Annotated in this window: 13 protein-coding genes and 2 pseudogenes; 2 read left to right on the top strand and 13 right to left on the bottom strand. The window is 49.3% G+C overall.

Annotation, left to right across the window (positions count from 1 at the left end; genetic code table 11):
• Positions 1 to 105: 105 nt before the first annotated feature.
• From JXR92_RS06250 to JXR92_RS17570, 3 genes and pseudogenes are all read right to left on the bottom strand, one after another.
• The gene (locus tag JXR92_RS06250) at positions 106 to 825 is read right to left on the bottom strand and encodes an SGNH/GDSL hydrolase family protein (RefSeq protein ID WP_117601038.1); all 720 of its coding nucleotides are present in this window, start codon (positions 823 to 825) and stop codon (positions 106 to 108) included.
• Positions 826 to 1,010: 185 nt separating this feature from the next.
• Positions 1,011 to 1,978 (bottom strand): annotated as a pseudogene (locus JXR92_RS06245) (TolC family protein); the annotation flags it as partial.
• Between the two features lie 27 nt (positions 1,979 to 2,005).
• Entirely contained in the window at positions 2,006 to 2,191 is a 186-nt protein-coding gene (locus JXR92_RS17570; RefSeq protein ID WP_370293083.1) for a hypothetical protein, read from the bottom strand.
• Between the two features lie 11 nt (positions 2,192 to 2,202).
• Between JXR92_RS17570 and JXR92_RS06240 the strand changes: the two are divergent.
• Positions 2,203 to 2,325: pseudogene (locus JXR92_RS06240) on the top strand (AraC family transcriptional regulator); the annotation flags it as partial.
• 84 nt (positions 2,326 to 2,409) lie between these two features.
• Positions 2,410 to 4,077, top strand: coding sequence for a beta-N-acetylhexosaminidase (locus tag JXR92_RS06235; RefSeq protein ID WP_131225731.1), 1,668 nt, complete (start codon positions 2,410 to 2,412; stop codon positions 4,075 to 4,077).
• Here JXR92_RS06235 and JXR92_RS06230 read toward each other — a convergent pair whose 3' ends face one another.
• From JXR92_RS06230 to JXR92_RS06185, 10 genes are all read right to left on the bottom strand, one after another.
• Positions 4,078 to 5,586 carry an MBOAT family O-acyltransferase gene (locus tag JXR92_RS06230; RefSeq protein ID WP_117601036.1) on the bottom strand — a complete coding sequence of 503 codons (1,509 nt, stop codon included), beginning with the start codon at positions 5,584 to 5,586 and terminating at the stop codon, positions 4,078 to 4,080.
• Positions 5,573 to 6,544, bottom strand: a complete 972-nt coding sequence (locus JXR92_RS06225) for an SGNH/GDSL hydrolase family protein (protein WP_226791299.1) — start codon at positions 6,542 to 6,544, stop codon at positions 5,573 to 5,575. The genes JXR92_RS06230 and JXR92_RS06225 overlap by 14 nt, the downstream gene beginning before the upstream one ends.
• Positions 6,492 to 7,871 carry an SGNH/GDSL hydrolase family protein gene (locus JXR92_RS06220; protein WP_117966538.1) on the bottom strand — a complete coding sequence of 460 codons (1,380 nt, stop codon included), beginning with the start codon at positions 7,869 to 7,871 and terminating at the stop codon, positions 6,492 to 6,494. Before JXR92_RS06220 ends, JXR92_RS06225 begins: the two co-directional genes overlap by 53 nt.
• A gap of 122 nt (positions 7,872 to 7,993) precedes the next feature.
• Complete coding sequence (locus tag JXR92_RS06215; protein WP_005825638.1) at positions 7,994 to 8,287, bottom strand: PG0541 family transporter-associated protein; 294 nt, start codon at positions 8,285 to 8,287, stop codon at positions 7,994 to 7,996.
• A 51-nt stretch (positions 8,288 to 8,338) separates the two neighbouring features.
• Positions 8,339 to 11,509, bottom strand: a complete 3,171-nt coding sequence (locus tag JXR92_RS06210) for an efflux RND transporter permease subunit (RefSeq protein ID WP_131225729.1) — start codon at positions 11,507 to 11,509, stop codon at positions 8,339 to 8,341.
• Positions 11,510 to 11,635: 126 nt separating this feature from the next.
• Positions 11,636 to 12,652, bottom strand: coding sequence for an efflux RND transporter periplasmic adaptor subunit (locus tag JXR92_RS06205; protein WP_131225728.1), 1,017 nt, complete (start codon positions 12,650 to 12,652; stop codon positions 11,636 to 11,638).
• Between the two features lie 37 nt (positions 12,653 to 12,689).
• On the bottom strand, positions 12,690 to 14,048 hold the full coding sequence (locus JXR92_RS06200; RefSeq protein WP_138346236.1) for a TolC family protein: 1,359 nt from the start codon (positions 14,046 to 14,048) through the stop codon (positions 12,690 to 12,692).
• A 27-nt stretch (positions 14,049 to 14,075) separates the two neighbouring features.
• Positions 14,076 to 14,738, bottom strand: coding sequence for a TetR/AcrR family transcriptional regulator (locus tag JXR92_RS06195; RefSeq protein ID WP_117601031.1), 663 nt, complete (start codon positions 14,736 to 14,738; stop codon positions 14,076 to 14,078).
• A 155-nt stretch (positions 14,739 to 14,893) separates the two neighbouring features.
• The gene (gene hutH / locus JXR92_RS06190; RefSeq protein ID WP_117601030.1) at positions 14,894 to 16,390 is read right to left on the bottom strand and encodes a histidine ammonia-lyase; all 1,497 of its coding nucleotides are present in this window, start codon (positions 16,388 to 16,390) and stop codon (positions 14,894 to 14,896) included.
• On the bottom strand, positions 16,387 to 17,016 hold the full coding sequence (locus JXR92_RS06185) for a cyclodeaminase/cyclohydrolase family protein (protein ID WP_117601029.1): 630 nt from the start codon (positions 17,014 to 17,016) through the stop codon (positions 16,387 to 16,389). The genes hutH and JXR92_RS06185 overlap by 4 nt, the downstream gene beginning before the upstream one ends.
• Between the last annotated feature and the right edge of the window lie 13 nt (positions 17,017 to 17,029).

Raw genomic sequence — 17,029 nt, 5'->3', positions numbered from 1 at the left:
CCACTGCCGTATTCTTTTCTTTCCACAGCTGTGGAAAGAAAAGAATACGGCAGTGGAAAGATTAGCATCTAGGATAGAAAAGGATAACTCCCAATGGGTCTGTCTTTAGTTCTTGGCAGGCAAAGAAACAGAAGCCTCCAATATCGGGGAGACAGACTCCCAAACCTGAGCATCAATACTCTGCATTCCTTGCACAGAAGGATGCCCCCATTGTTTATCAATGTCGTGCAAACGAATATTCTCGATGCCATAGTGCCGGCAAATTTCATCCATGGAATCAGTTACCTCTTCGGATAATTCAGAATTGGTAATATTATAAATCCTGGCCGCAGGATAGAGCTGCTTGAGAGATGCAAGCAGATAGCAAAAGGCAGGACGGAAGCTATACAAATCGGCTTTCGTCCAGCCATCATATTGGTATGCGCCAATGGGGGCACCTGCCCAGCTGTCATTGGTACCGCCAAAAACAAGGATTATGTCGGGGGTGCCGAGGTTGTGAATACGGGTGATAAAAGAACGGTCGGAGTAATCGGCTTTCTCGTAACCGGTATGACAGACGGTGGAGCCGGAATAGGAATTGTTGCGTTCCAACTGAAAGCCGTGCTCATGGATGAAACGGTACCACCAGGTTTCCTCCACCTTTGTCACATCATTCTCTTTCTTTTCGCCGGGAACTCCATACCAGCAGAGATTGGCGGCAGGAGAGACATGACCGTAAAAAGTGGAATAGGAATCGCCAAGAATAGAAACTTTCTTTTGAGCAAACACCCCTGATATAAGGGGCAGGGAGAAAATAGCCAGAAAAAACAAGGATTTGCAGTTCATAATCAATAGATTTTTATGTCGTATGCCGCAAAGTTATAAAGTTTGTCCCGGTTTGACGGCAGGAGACCGTAGTTTTTTTGCCATAGCCCGCTTATATGAAAGTTCCTCTACCGCCGGATTTCCACAAAAAAGGAAATGCCGGATTGATAGAGGAGCAAGAGAATGAAGATGAGAAAGAGTATATTTTACTCCCGCCCTCCACCGAGGGCTTGATAGAGGTTGATGATACCTTGTATTTCATCAAAGCGGTGGGCTACCTGTGTCAGTTAGGCAGAGAGTAGCCCCTGCTGGGCAGTGAGCACTTCCAGATAGGTGGAGGTGCCGTGCCGCATCAGTAACCGGGTGCTGCGGACGGTAGTTTCCAGTGAAGTTATCTGCCTTGTGCAGAGCTCCGTCTTTCCACGGGCTACCTGCACTTGGGTCAGAGCATTGTTCACTTCGCTGCCGACATTAAGCAAAACTTGCTGAAAAGCGAGCCTGGCTTCTTCCTGCTGTGCTTTGGCATCTTGAGCTGTGCCACGTTCAGCCCTTTGTTGAACAAGGGTTGTGTCAGCGAGTCGATGACAGACAGAAGAAGTTTTCCGGGATTGACAATCATGCTTCCTGCCGAGTTGGTCCAGCCAGCTGTACCGCTCAGGGTGATGGAGGGGTAGAAAGCAGAACGGGCGGCATTTCCCTTACCTGCTGCCGGAGGTCGAGCAGCGAAGCTTCCACCTGGGCGACAGTTGGCTTCGGATTGCGAAACACTCGCCTCGTTCGTCATGCCTGCAGCCATCATGGCTCGCATGGTGCGTGCACTTTCGCGCCAACTGGCGGCTGTTTCTTCGGAAATGCGGTATTGCTCGTCAAGTATCAGCAAGGTAAAGGTTGGCCACATAGCTATCAGCGAAGTGCTGACGGCTTGTTCGTACTCCAAACTTTGAAGGTAGAGCGCTTTGGAGCAGCGCATGGCACTGGTCAAATTAGCCCAAATATCGACTCTCCAACTTGCCGAGGCAATACCGGAATAGGTCCACGAACCTTTGGAATTGTCGAAACTGCTGACGCCACACTGCGGAGTGAGCATAAACGAAGACAGGTACGAAAGTTTGGCCGACATCAGCGTGGCTTCTGCCTCCCTGATGCATTGCTGGGCGGAAAGCAAGTCGGTGTTGCCTTGCAAGATTTGCTCGATGAGCGACTATAATTGCGTGTCCGTAAAAAGCTCGAGCCAGGAAAGGGAGGCGATGGAGACAGTGTCCGATGCCGCAAACAGACTCAGGCTATCCAAACTTTGCCCGTCCAAATCGTGTTCATAAAGTCCATCGGTTGTGATGTCCTCCGGGCGCTGGTATTTGGTATAGATGCCGCAACTGGTCAGTACCAAGCCGGCGACAGCTAATACTGAAAGAGATTGCCGACAAATACCGTTTTCCCGACCAGTTTTTTTTCGGACGATATTTCAAGAAACACACGAGAATGTCACCCAAGGAGTATAGAGCAAAGAGAACTGAAGCATAAGCATACATAAATCCCCCTTATCCTCTACCTCTTTAGTATTTTTTGCGTATATTTGTCAGACACTAATTTAATCAATTCAATGCCATGAGAAAACTTACACACATGCTCCTTGCAGGTACCCTCGTCCTGGCCTGCTCTTCATGCGGGGTAGAAACAACAGCCAACTATCAAGTCATCCCCCTGCCCCAGGAAGTTGCCTTGAGTCAGGAATCTCCCTTCAACCTGAATGCCGGTACCATCATCGCCTACCCCGAAAACAATGAACTTTTGAAACGTAATGCTAAGTTTCTGGCTGAATACATCAGCCAGTCCACCGGCCACACCCTCCAGACAGAAGCCCTTGCCCCGGGGAGCGAAGCGCCCAAAGGCGCCATCACATTAGGACTGGATCCGGCTATCCGCAACCGGGAAGGCTATGTGCTGACCGTCAAAGCCGACCGGGTGACCCTAAACGGCCAGACCGAGAACGGAGTGTTCTACGGTATACAAACCCTGCGTAAATCAATCCCTGCCGAAACCAAAGCCACCTCTATCCTATTGCCTGCCGGCAGCATCCAGGATGAACCCCGCTTCAGCTACCGAGGCATGCACCTCGATGTGGGCCGCCACTTCTTCCCCATTGAGTTCATCAAGAAATACATAGATTTACTGGCACTTCACAATATGAATACCTTTCACTGGCACCTCACCGAAGACCAAGGCTGGAGAATAGAAATAAAGAAATATCCCAAGCTGACGGAAATTGGCGCCTGGCGCGACCGTACCGTCATCGGCCGGAATACCGAAGAGTATGACAATACCCGATATGGCGGTTTCTATACGCAGGAACAAGCCAAGGAAATCGTAAAATATGCCGAGGAGCGCTATATCACGGTCATCCCCGAAGTAGACCTGCCCGGACACATGCTTGCCGCACTGGCCGCCTATCCCGAAATGGGATGCACCGGTGGACCGTATGAAGTGTGTCCACGTTGGGGAGTATTCGAAGATGTGCTGTGCATCGGCAACGAAAAGTCCATGCAGTTCCTCGAAGATGTCATGGCCGAAATCATTGACATATTCCCTTCCAAATACATCCACATCGGCGGTGACGAAGCTCCCCGCACCCGTTGGGAAAAGTGTCCCAAATGCCAGGCGCGTATCAGAACCGAAAAATTGAAATCCGACAAGAACCATACAGCCGAAGACCGTCTGCAGAGTTATTGCATGACACGTATCGAAAAGTTCCTCAATAGTAAAGGACGCCGGATTATCGGCTGGGATGAGATTCTGGAAGGCGACGTCGCTCCTAACGCAACTGTTATGTCATGGCGTGGCTCGGCAGGAGGAATCAAAGCGGCCCAACTGGGACACGACGTGATAATGACACCCAACGACTATTGCTACTTTGATTATTACCAAAGTGAGGATACCCGGCACGAACCATTTGCCATCGGAGGCTTTGTCCCATTGGAAAAAGTATACAGTCTGAATCCTACCGCCTCACTGACCGAAGAACAAGCCAAGCACATACTCGGCGCACAAGCCAACCTTTGGACAGAATACATCCCGACCAGCGAGCAGGTAGAGTATATGGTTCTCCCCCGTATGGCCGCCCTTGCCGAAGTACAATGGACACAACAGGAAAAGAAAGATTATACAAACTTCACTACCCGACTGGCCGGACTCATCAGCCTCTACCGGAGAGACGGGCTCAACTACCGGGAACCCTTCCGACAGCAGGCAGACTCCACTGCTACCGAGAAGAAGTAATCAGAACTGGAAATAAATAAACGGCTGTATCTCCGAACTTTTCATCTGAATGACCAGATAGATTACAGCAAGCACCAGTACCGCCTTTCCCAACAAGGGAAGGCGGATTACTGTTTTTGTGCAGGCACGTTCCCAACTGTCGGGCACAAAATGCAGAAAATATCCCAATGCCATCAATGCGAACACTTCCCAATAGCCTGCCACCAACTGCGGGAAGAGTTGCGGACGGAAAGTAGTGAATATCTGCCTCAGCATATCCATTGATGTGGAAAACTCCGCATTACGGAAGAATATCCAGCAGAAACAAACAAAATGGAAAGTAATAAGCACCCCGAAGAACCGGCGAATGCCACGGCTTTCCGCACCTTTCTTATGTCCGGTGAGCGTCATCCAGCACTTGTGGGCTGCAAGCGCAACACCGTGCGTCATCCCCCAAAGGACAAAATTCCACGAAGCTCCATGCCACAAGCCACCCAGGAACATGGTAATGATGAGATTGGCGTACTGGCGGATTTTCCCCTTCCGGTTGCCTCCCAAAGAGATATAAAGATAGTCGCGCAACCAACTGGAAAGCGAGATGTGCCACCGCCTCCAGAACTCCGTAATGGAAGCGGACTTATAGGGAGAATCGAAGTTGATATTGAAATGGAAACCCAGCAACAAGGCAATGCCAATAGCCATATCACTGTAACCGGAGAAGTCGCAATAAATCTGCAAGGCATAGCCATAGACACCCATCAGATTCTCCACCCCCGAATAAAGAGTAGGATTATCAAAGATACGCTCTACGAAGTTGACGCTGATATAGTCCGATATGACCGCTTTCTTGAAGAGTCCACTCACGATGAGGAAGATTCCACGCCCGAACATCTCCCTGGAGACAAACAGTGGACGGCGGATTTGCGGAATGAAATCACGGGCACGTACAATAGGCCCCGCCACCAACTGGGGAAAGAAGGAAACATAAAAAGCATAATCCAATAAACTGCCCAGAGGCGTTATCTGGCGACGATACACATCTATCGTATAGCTCAACGACTGAAAAGTGAAAAAAGAGATGCCCACCGGAAGGAAAATATCCATTGCCGTGAACGTTCCTCCCGTCAGCGAGGCAAAAGTTTCGCCCAGGAAATTGGTGTACTTGAAGTAACACAACAATCCCAAATTGATGAACAGACTCAACACAACCCATGCCTTACGTAGCCAGGGAATAGCCTCGCGTGCCATCAAACGTGCAATGAAAAAGTCACAGACCGTCACCAGTCCAAGCAGGAAAAAATAAGTGCCACTACTTTTATAATAGAAGTAATAGGAAAACAAGGTGACAAACAGCAAACGCGCCGTCGTCCGGCGTTGCAACAACAGATAAACCAATATAAAAGCGACAAACAGCCAGAGGAAAATACCACTGCTGAATATCATCGGGGCTTGCGGGTCATAAGTGAAGACATCGCGCAAACGGTCCAAGTCTATATTCAATCCGGATAAAAATTCTTCAATATTCCACATAATCGTTATAAGCTTTTAACAAGGCCTGGCAGAACAGCTCGCCTTGCAGGCGGTAACCGTCCGGCAAATAATGTACATGGTCCGGACGCATCAATCCGGCTTCCTGCCAGTTGAGGCAGGCACGGTGGGTACCGCCAAGTATTTCGTACATGTCCCATACCGCCAATCCGTTTTCATCGGCATAGCGGCGAATGGTCTGCACGGCAACGGCAGTACGCGGATTAATCTTATAGGTCCGACGACGGCGACGCTGCCGGAAACTCTCGTAAGAGCCCGGAGGAGTGGTCATCAACATCGGTACATTCGGCAGTTTCTCGCGAAGCATGCGTACAAGGTCATCCATCTGGCGATAGTGCAACATTGTATTGTAACGGCGGTTATGGCTTTCGTTCGTCCCGAAGGAAAGAATAAGCAGGTCGGGATGTAGAGCCGCAATATCAGCAATACGGTCCGGACGGGTGAAAGTAGTACAAAATGCACCGTTGATACCTACATCGGTATAAGAGACTGCCCCGAAAGTGTCCTGCATCAACGCACCGGTGGTACGGGGGAAGATATGGCCGCGTATATGGCTGTCGCCCACATGTACGATGCGAAGCGTATCAGCGGAAGCGCCCAGCCGGGACAGACGCAACTTCTCCCAGAAAGGATTAAGAATACCCAGACTGTCGGTAAGTACATTCTCCTTCATTTGCCGGAATGCGGCGGGAAAAGTTATCAAAGGGACAGACACCGTATCCGTACGTTGGGAATAGAGGCAGAGAGTATCACAATCCGCTCCACCGGTATGACACGAAAGGCTGCCTGGCAGTATGTCTTGTGCATGGAGCGGCCGTATCGCCGCAATCAGTACCAGCACCGCGCAGCAAATCATACATCGTAAATCGTACAATCGTAAATCCTCCTTATGGCTCCTCTTCATAGTAGGCCCTCCTTCTGTCATACTGTTCCTTGCCATAAATCAAAGACTCATAAAGTAATCCCGCAAGATGCTTTCCACCACGGAAGTTGATGTGCGTATAATCATAATTGGCCAGTGACGGCTTGGCATGCACCATGTCTGCCATGCTGCCTTCCCCACCCATGGCCTCGAACATGTTCCAGAAAGCGACAGCCTCATCCGCTGCCAGATTCTGCTGATAACGAACCAGATTCTTGATGCCAGGCATGGTACGCAGCTCTCCTTCTTCGGTCTTATAGTCCCTATCGCCCACGCTGACTATGAGGATGGCTGCTTGCGGAAAGGCCTCCTTGAGATGCTGCACCGTTGTCTGCATGCCGGCAATGTACTTGTCGTAATTCCGTCCGCGCTCTGTAGCCACATTCAGTCCGTACTGCAGGATTATCAAATCGTAAGGACGCTGTTCGTTGAACTCGCGCATCATCCACACGGGAACAGAACGGAGGGAGAGGCCGGAGCTGCCACGCAGTGAGAAGTTATCCAGCACAATGCCGGAAGTACCGTCCATGGCAAGGCCATAAAACAAGGTGGAGTCCGCACTTTCCACCGTCCAACGGACAGAACCGATATTTCCCTCTACCGTCATCTCCTGCAAATCATCAATCGGCTCAAAAGTCTCAGTAGTTGCTTCGCCACGATTGACGCGGACAGAAAGGGTGGTTGTGCCACGGTTATAGAAAAAAATACTGGCACGCTGGCAGGTGTCCAGACGGGAGGCATAGTTCTTCTGCCCCCGCAGTTCCACATAAGCACCGGTATTCGGAATAAAGTAATGTCCGGAGACTCCCAGCTTGCTACGGTCAAAGAACACGGAGTCCATGACAGAATGACTCTCCCATCCGCTGAAGGAATGACGCACTGTAGGGCGGAAGCCACTGGTCATGGACGTAATGGTGACAAAACCTACTCCGCAACCGCCATATTTCTGCTGAAGCATCTCGCGTAAATCAGCCGTCAGAATATCCGCTTCGATAAAGGAGTCGCCGAAGTAGGCGATACGAACCGGACGGGGTGCTTTGGCAAGCTCGTCGAGTGCCTGATAGAACCGCGTCATGCCACGCATGGTAGAATCACTATAATCTTCAATGCACGTCATGCCCGCACGGCAGGTGTCCACAAAGGCGGGCTTCACCTTCGGGGGCGGAGGCAGCAGGCTGTCCGGCTCACTCACCGGCTTGGAAGGACGACGCACGTCCCCCAAGATATCCACACGCCTCAGCACACGGCCACCCATCGTAATACTTGGCAACAGATGCATCAGCAACAATGCACCCCATACGATAAACGCCAACAGACCCGTATATTTCAATGAATTCTTTTCCATACCTAATGTGGACGCAAAGATATAGATATAGGTTGAAAAATCTCTCCGGACAAAAAAGAATTATCCCCGAAGAAACAAGATTTTTTCTCCGGGGATAACGGTTATAGACAGAGCAGACCCGATTAAATGGTCTGTTCGATATTCCAAACAAAAGCACGGAGTCCGAGTTGCTCGGTCTCCTTGTCCATCCGATGGAGCGCTTCGAGCAGCGGAGCCACCTTAGCCTCATCTATGATAGTGATGATGGCGGAACACATACTGGGCCAGGCATGGCTGCCATAGTGCGGTTCTCCCGTCTTACTGCCACGCCCCTGTACTTGCTGCCAATAGCTGAAGCCGCGGCAGTTGTGACGATCAAGCAATGCCATGATACGTTCAAAGAACGCTTGGTCGAATGTTATAAATACTGATTTCACGCTATATAATGTTTAGTGATTAATGTTTAATGATTAACGGATAATGATTAATCATTGTTTACGTGGTTTCGTCATCTTCTCCTTATGCAACTGGTAATAATCATTCAGCTCACGGTCTTTCTTAATCTTCTTACGTGTGCGCCGAATACCAACACCTGCAAACGAGCAATAGAGTACAGGGACAAGAATCAATGTCAGAATGGTAGATACCGTCAGACCGCCAATTACGGCAACCCCCAACGGACGCCACATCTCGGCACCTTCACCCTGCCCTACAGCCATCGGCACCATACCGAGGATAGTGGTCAGTGTAGTCATTAATACCGGACGCAAACGGCTGCGGCCTGCCGTGACTACAGAGTGAAGCACCGCTTGACCACGTTCGCGGCAAAGCGTGATGTAGTCGATGAGTACGATACCGTTCTTCACCACAATACCAATCAACATGATTCCACCCAAAAGCGACATCACATTCAAATTGGTTCCCGTAAAGAATAATGCCATCAACACACCGCTGAATGCAAATGGAATGGAAAACATGATGATGAACGGATAACTCAAAGACTCAAACTGAGCTGCCATCACAATGAATACGAGAATAACAATCAATACAGCCAGCGTTCCCAAGTCGGAGAATGAATCCTGTTGGTCCTCATACGAACCCGAAATCTGGATAGAAACACCACTTGGTAGGTCCATCTTATCAATTATAGCATTACCATCGGCCACCACATCGCCCAAAGGTGCTCCCGAAATAACCGCAGATACAGTAACAATACGCTCACGGTCTTTACGTTCGATGGTAGGAGGAGCAGAACGCTCGACTACTTTGCCGAGGTCTTTCACGCGGATACCCTCACCGGAAGGCGTATAAATAAGGATGTTCTCCAAATCTTCAATCTTTGTACGGAATTCGGGAGCGTAACGCACACGGATGTCGTACTCGTCACCATCTTCGCGATAATAAGATGCCAAAGCACCATTTACACGATTACGCAGATAGTTGGAGGCAGTAGAAAGATTCAAGCCATGCAATGCCAGCTTCTCACGGTCAAAGTCCACCTGATATTCGGGCTGATAATCCTGACGGCTGATATTCACTTCACTCACACCTTTCACCTGCAACAATTTCTCTTTCAGTTCGGCTGACACTTTGTCCGTCGCGGTGAAGTCGTAACCATAAACCTCAAAGTCGGCACTTGCCTGGGCGCTCATGCCGCCTGTGCTACCGCCCAGAATAACCTGCGCCTTGTCCAATTCGGGATACCCCTTCAAGTCCTCACGCATTTCGTCGCAAACGGTTTCCAGTGTCACGTCACGGTCTCCCGGACTCACCAGACTGATATTGAAACTAATGATATGACTACCGTTGTCCTGCATGGAAGCAAACGTATTGTCAGAGTCCGCCTGCCCCACAGTGTAGTTGCAAACTTTCATCATATCTCCGTAGCGCGTCATCCACTTGTTTGTCAGTTCCGAAGCCAACGCTTCCGCACGTTCCACACGGGCCCCGATGGGCAACTGAAGGTTGATACCGATGCGGCTATTGTCTGCTGCCGGGAAGAACTCGGTACCTATGTACTTGGCACAGAACAGACTTGCCACAAAAAATGCGGCACAGCCTGCCATAACCGTCAGACGATGGCGCACAGCCCAGTTCAACCGGTTCTGGTACCACACGTCAAGACCGTCCAGCGCACGCTGAATCGGCGTATAGAGCGTAAGGAACATCTTACTCTGCTTTTTCTGCAAACGCAGAAGCTGCGCACACATCATCGGAGTGAATGACAAGGCTGAAACTGTGGAAACCGTCATAATCACACACATCATCCATCCCAACTGACGGAATAGCACACCGGACATGCCACTTACCATCGTCAATGGGAAGAATACCGCAATCATAGTCAGCGTAGATGCAATTACGGAGATGGCCACCTCGTTCGTGGCATGTATCGCTGCCTGCTTCGGTTCGGAACCCCGTTCAATATGGGTCGTTACATTCTCGAGTACCACAATGGCGTCGTCCACCACGTTACCAATAGCAATGGAGAGACAAGAGAGCGAGATGATATTCAGTGAACCGCCGTCGATGATACCCAGATAGATGAACGAGGCAACCAATGACATCGGTATGGTGATACAAATAATGACCGTGGCACGCCAACGCCCCAAAAAAACGAACACCACCAAGATAACGAACAGCATAGCGTACATAATGGTTTCCTCCAAGCTGTCTATCGTATTCAGAATATTTTCGGAAGTATTGACAATGATCCCCAGCTTCACATCGCTCGGCAGTGACTTCTGCAACTGCGGCAACATATCAATTATCTTCTGCGAAATGGCTACAGAATTGGCACCCGATTGTTTCTGCACCACAATCATGGCGCCCTGCACACCGTTGCTATACGTCTTCTGTGCACGTTCCTCCACAGAGTCCACAACTTTTGCCACATCGCGCAGATAGACGGAAGCACCGTTATGCGTACCTACCACGATGTTCTCCATCTCTTTGGGATCCTTGAACTCACCTTCCACACGCAGCGAATAGGTATTGTTACCCACATCGAACGTACCGCCCGGCGTATTCCGGTTTTCGGCACTGATAATAGAGCTGATAGTTTCTACTGAGAGGCTGTAGGCATCCAATTTATTGGGGTCGCAATATACATTGACCTCACGTTTGGGGGCACCCGAAATAGACACCGTACCCACACCTGGCACACGCGCCAAGGGATTCGCCACGTTGTCATCCAATATTTTATAAAGAGCCGGCTGGCTCTCCTCTGCCTGCACGGAGAGCAGCAGGATAGGAATCATATCCGTACTGAACTTGAAGATGATGGGAGTTTCGACCTCATCGGGCAGCATGGAGCTCACCATGTCCAGTTTATCACGCACGTCGTTCGTCAGCACGTCTATGTCATATCCATACTCAAACTCCAGCGTAATTACAGAAATATTCTCCGACGAACGGGAGGTGATATGCTTCAGATTACTGACCGAGTTCAGCACGTTTTCCAACGGACGAGTCACGTTGTTCTCAATGTCCGAGGCACTGGCACCCTGATAGGTAGTCATCACCATAATGGTGTTGGTCTCGATATCCGGATAAAGGTCTACCGGCAATTTCGACAGAGAGAACAGACCAAATATAGCCACTGCCAGGAAGCAGAGCGAGGTCATAATCGGTTTCTTAACCGCTCCTTCGTATAAACTCATAAGATTAATTCTTTAATTTGTCAATGTGCTAATATGCTAATTGGCTGCGCAATGTAGCTACATTGGCACATTAGCATATTATCACATTATCACATTAGCATATTATCACATTACCACATTACCATATTATTTTTCTACCTCGACTTCCACACCATCGGCTAATTTAGACTGCCCGGCAATAACAACTTGAGAGTTATTGTCTACACCGGAAATCAACTCATACTCCGTATCCATACGACGGCCAAGTTCTACCTTATTATAAGACACCTTGCCGTCCTTGTAGACATAGACATAGCGGTCGCCTGAACCGGCACGCTTCACAATGGCCAGGTCGGGAACGACCACGTGGTCCCGTATTCCGAAATTCAGCGTGGCACGGGCAAACATTCCCGGACGTACACGCTGGTCACGGTTAACAAGCTGTATCTCTACCGGGAAAGTACGGGTAGCCGGGTTGATGGTAGGATAAACAAGGCTGATTTTGCCTTCGAACTCCTCGTCACCATAGACATCCACTTTCACAGATACGGGAGCGCCCTTCTTCACTTTGGTAAAGTAGCCTTCGGATACGTTGATGTATAGTTTTACCGGAGTGATTTGCTCCACTACCAGTACCGGCTCTCCACCGCCATACATATCTCCGTTATCGTAATTACGTGCCGTCACCACTCCATTAATGGGACTGAGCAACGAGGTGTTCTCCAAGAGATTCTTATAGGAAGTCTCACGGATGTCGAGATTCATCTTGGCGGCATCCCACTCCGACTTGGAGGCACCACCTACCTTATACAACTCGTCAATACGCTTGAACTCTATCTGCTGGTTGTCCAGCTGATATTTTATCTGCTTCAGATTGGCAGCATCCATGCTGACCAGCTTCTGGCCTTTCGACACGCGGTCGCCCACCTCCACAAAAATGCGGTCTATACGCACCGGAGAAGAGGGAGCAATATTGTTTTTCACTTCGGCTTCCACCGTAGCGGTGTATTCCTGAATCTGTTCTACGGGACGGGACGACACCTCGGCCAGTTTCACCTTCGGTTTCTCGTCCACCTTCTCAGCAGCAGCTTTATCACTACCTCCGCTACATGCCCCCAGCATGGCAACCACCAGCAGGACCATCCATTGAAAACCTTTTTTCATATCGTTGTTTTTATTTCTATTCTTCATTCTTAGTTCTTCATTCTTCGTTCCCTGCAATATAATCCTTTCCCAGGACTTGGTCAAGGTCAGCCTTCGCAACCAGATAATCATAGATGGACTGATTGTAAGTCAGTTCAGCCTCCGTAAGCTGCACTTGCGAAGTGTTCAGCTCCAACACTGTACCTTTGCCTACCTCATAGCGTTTACCGGCAATCTGCACAGCTTTCTGTGCCTGCATCACATTCTCGCGGTTGCTGACAACCTGCTCTGAACTGGCAGCCATATTGTTCTGATAGCTGGTAATCTGCATGTTCAGCTTGCGCTCTGTGTCCAGACGGTTCTGCTCCAACTGACGTATCTGAATACGGTTGGACTTGAGCTTGGTGAAATTGCTTGCCTTATACAAAGGAATACTCAGCGTAAACATCAGTGCGGAACTTCCGCTCCAATTATAATCGAGGATGTTCCAGTCCTCGTTGTAGAGTGACTGGTATTGGTAAGAATAATTCATACCCAAAGTAGGCATGAAGTTGGTACGGAGTGACTTGATGTTCTGATTGAGCATCTTCCGGTTCAAGTCCAACTGCTTCATCGTCGTATTATTGTTCAGATTAGCAGCGGGCTGATTCAGTTCATTGGCAAACAGCTCCGTCTCATAGTTGCCGAGATTGTCGGCAATCTCTATATCCACATCGGCCGTTACTCCCATCAGTACCTTCAACTGCAACTTGGACAACGTCACGGCATTACCCGCCGAAATCACATTCGGCTTAATGCTGCGCATCTGCACCTCGGCACTGATTTTATCGAACTCACTGACGGCACCCTGCTGATACTTGGCATTGACAATGTTGTAGTTGTCTTCTGCCAGCTTATAGCTCTTCTGCAACACATCGTAGGAGTCTTGCGTCAGCATCAGCTGATAGTAACCCTTAGTTACCTGGTTCACCAAGTCCAGCTTAGAAGCCCGTGACTTTTCCACAGCCAGTTCAATGTCTGTCTTCGTCATCGACATGGCCTTATATACGCTAGGGGCGAATATGGGCAAACAGATATTCAGCACCCCGCTTACCGTATTCGAATTGTCCATACCCATCTTGAACGACTGTCCGCCAAGATTCATCTGTGCCGCACTGATGGTATGATTCCACGTACCGTCAATGCTTGCCTGCGGAAGCAAGTTCTGCCAGGTTTCCTTGTGAGTCACTTTCTTCAAAGCAATTTCTTCCTCCGCCACCTTTATGGTAGGATTGTCGCTTAAAGCAATCTCCAAGGCACGGTCAAGGGTCAGGGTCAGGGTATCCTTTGTCTCTTGTGCGCGCACATAGCCGCCGGCATACAGCACAGCAACTGCCAACAGTAGTGCTCTGCCTACCCAAAATCTCTGCATCTTCATAAATCAAAAATAGATTATTTATTAAAACTACTCCTTCGTTTCATCCGGCTTTACCTGATTCTTGCGATATTCGCAGATAAAGTCCTCCAGGACACGGGCACCCTTCTCCGTAGAGATACCGCGCAAGAAAGTGAACATGATAGATTCGTACACTTCAAGGAAAGAATACTCATTGCAGATGTCCGAATTCATCAGCAAATCGAGCTGGTCGCGCACAAGCAGATTGATAATAGCAAAATTCACATCATCACGGAAAATGCCTTGCTTCACGCCCTCTTTGAAAAAGTTCACGGTATCTTCCGAGCTCCGGTTCCGGTTGTTCTTCATCAACTGATAAGCCTTGGGATATTTCTTGATATCCTCAAAAAACTTCTTGTTCGTGGCATGAAAACGCTCTATGCTCCACTGATAACATCTCAACAAAACTTCCAATACGTTGTTGGAAGTCTCTATGACTTCTTTCACAAAAATATCACCATCCTTCTGGGACTTCAGGATACATTCTTCCAGCAAGGTTTCCTTATCCGGAAAAACTTCGTAAAGAGTGCGCTTAGAGATACCCAAAGATGCTGCAATCTCATCCATCGTGATACTTTTTATTCCATTTGTTGTAAATAATTCTACAGCGGCCAGAATGATACGTTCCCTTAGTTCCACCCGTGATGTTGAATGCTTCGTGTGTTCGCCCATTTTTCTTCCCTTTCTAAACTAAAACTATTTTTATTCATTATCGGAATAAAACGAGACAAATATAGAAAGAAAACTCAATTCGCCAATTAAGTTTCCTTTCTTATTGTTAACAGATTAATAATTATTATGTTTCTGGCAGATTTATTGGGAAGTTCCTAATAATCAAACTTTGTCCGGTTGAGGAAAGCGACTGTCTTATGGATTTCCTTATACATCACGATGTCCTCCTTCACAAAGGGAACTTCCTTGCGGTATTCGTGCAGGAAACGCTCCAAAACGGGAGAAGTCTTTGCCGGACGGCGGAAGTCAATGCCCTGAGCGGCATTCATCAGTTCGATGGCAAGGATATGCTCCAGATTATCCATAATGCGATAAAGCTTAGTAGCTGCATTGGCACCCATGCTGACGTGGTCTTCCTGCCCGTTGGAGGAAACGATGGAGTCGCTGCTGGCGGCATAGCAGTACATTTTGTTCTGGCTCACCATAGATGCGGCGGCATATTGCGGAATCATGAAACCGGAGTTCAGACCTGGATTGGCAACAAGGAATTCCGGAAGTCCGCGCAACCCCATGATAAGCTGGGCGATGCGCCGCTCGGATATATTGCCCAGTTCTGCCAGGGCGATGCCGAGAAAGTCGTAGGAGATGGCAAGCGGCTGGCCGTGGAAGTTACCGCCCGAAATGATACGGTCCTCATCGGGGAAGATAGTGGGATTGTCAGTCACGGAATTGATTTCCGTCAGCAGAACGGAAGACACGTAACGGATGGCGTCTTTCGTTGCCCCATGCACCTGAGGGATGCAACGGAACGAATAAGGGTCTTGCACATGCTGCTTGGGACGAGCTACCAGCTCGCTGCCTTCCAATAGCTTGCGGAAGTTGGCACCCGTTTCTATCTGTCCCTTGTGTGGACGAATCTGCTGGATACAGTCCATGAAGGGATCGATACGTCCGTCGAAAGCTTCCAGGGAAAGGGCGGCAATCAAGTCGGCTTTCTTGGAGAGACGAAAGGCTTTGAGAATGGCAAAGACACCGTTGGCACTCATAAACTGGGTGCCGTTGAGTAATGCCAATCCCTCTTTACTCATCAGCTTCACCGGTTCCCAGCCGAACTCGTCGAGCACGCTGATAGCCTCGCGCTTCTTTCCTTTATAATAAACATCGCCCACACCGATAAGCGGCAGGAAGAGGTTGGCCAGAGGAGCCAGATCGCCGGAGGCGCCCAGTGAACCACGGTCATACACAATAGGCATCACGTCGTTATTGAAAAAGTCGAGGATACGCTGCACGGTAATAACCTGCACACCGCTATGCCCCAAAGAGAGGGCATGCGCCTTGAGCAACATCATCAGCTTGATGATGACGGGACGTATCTCCTCGCCCACACTGCAAGCATGGCTCTTGATGAGATTCTCCTGCAAGGTGCCCAGCTCGTCCGACGAAATGCTCTTGCTGCACAACGAGCCGAAACCGGTGGTAATGCCATACAAGGGTTCTTCCGACTCCGCAATCTTCTTGTCCAGATAATCGCGGCACTTCTGTATCCGCAGCTTGGCTTCCGGAGCCAGCTCCAGTTTCAAGTTTTCATTAATGATGCGTTCGATGAGGTCGAAGGTCAGCTCACCGGAACCTACGTAATAGACATTGTTCATACTTTCAGCTCTTGATTGATTTCGTCCAACAATTCCTTTTCTTTCGCACAAGCCAAGTGTTCCAATTCATCGGCTTCACTTTGGAGCTTGGACACAAACTCCTTGTCCTTCAACGAACCCAGGTTGATGCGTACATTCATCAGTGCGCCCAGCACAGCCGAACGGGCAGACATCATGGCTACACAAGCATCCGTAACGGCATTGCGATTGCCCATGCGGGCTATATCCATGATGACTGTCATCAACTCATACGCATTGCGTGCCACCTGCATAGGAACAAGGGCAGCAAACTTGGTAGCCTCCTGAATGGCAGCACTGCGCGCCGCTTTTTCCTCATCCGTAGCTTTCGGCATCTTGAAGCAGGCAAACACCTTGTTGTAGGCCTCAGAGTCGCGGTCTATATCTTCCACAAAAGCTCCCTTCTGCTGCAAGGCAACTCCGGAGACATGGCGCATCAGCTCTTCGTGAAGTTCATAACCTTTCTTGCCGATGGTGAGGTTGGCAACCATAGCGGCAAGAGCAGAAGCAATGGCACCGTTCAAAGCGGCAATACTACCGCCACCGGGGACGGGATCACTACCCGCCACTTTATTCAAAAATTCCTTTACTGTCAAATCAACTAACATGGTAATAAATTAT

This window comes from Bacteroides parvus, assembly GCF_017309675.2.
Classification (GTDB): Bacteria; Bacteroidota; Bacteroidia; order Bacteroidales; family Bacteroidaceae; genus Bacteroides; species Bacteroides uniformis.
This window is presented reverse-complemented; position numbering and strand designations above follow the sequence as displayed.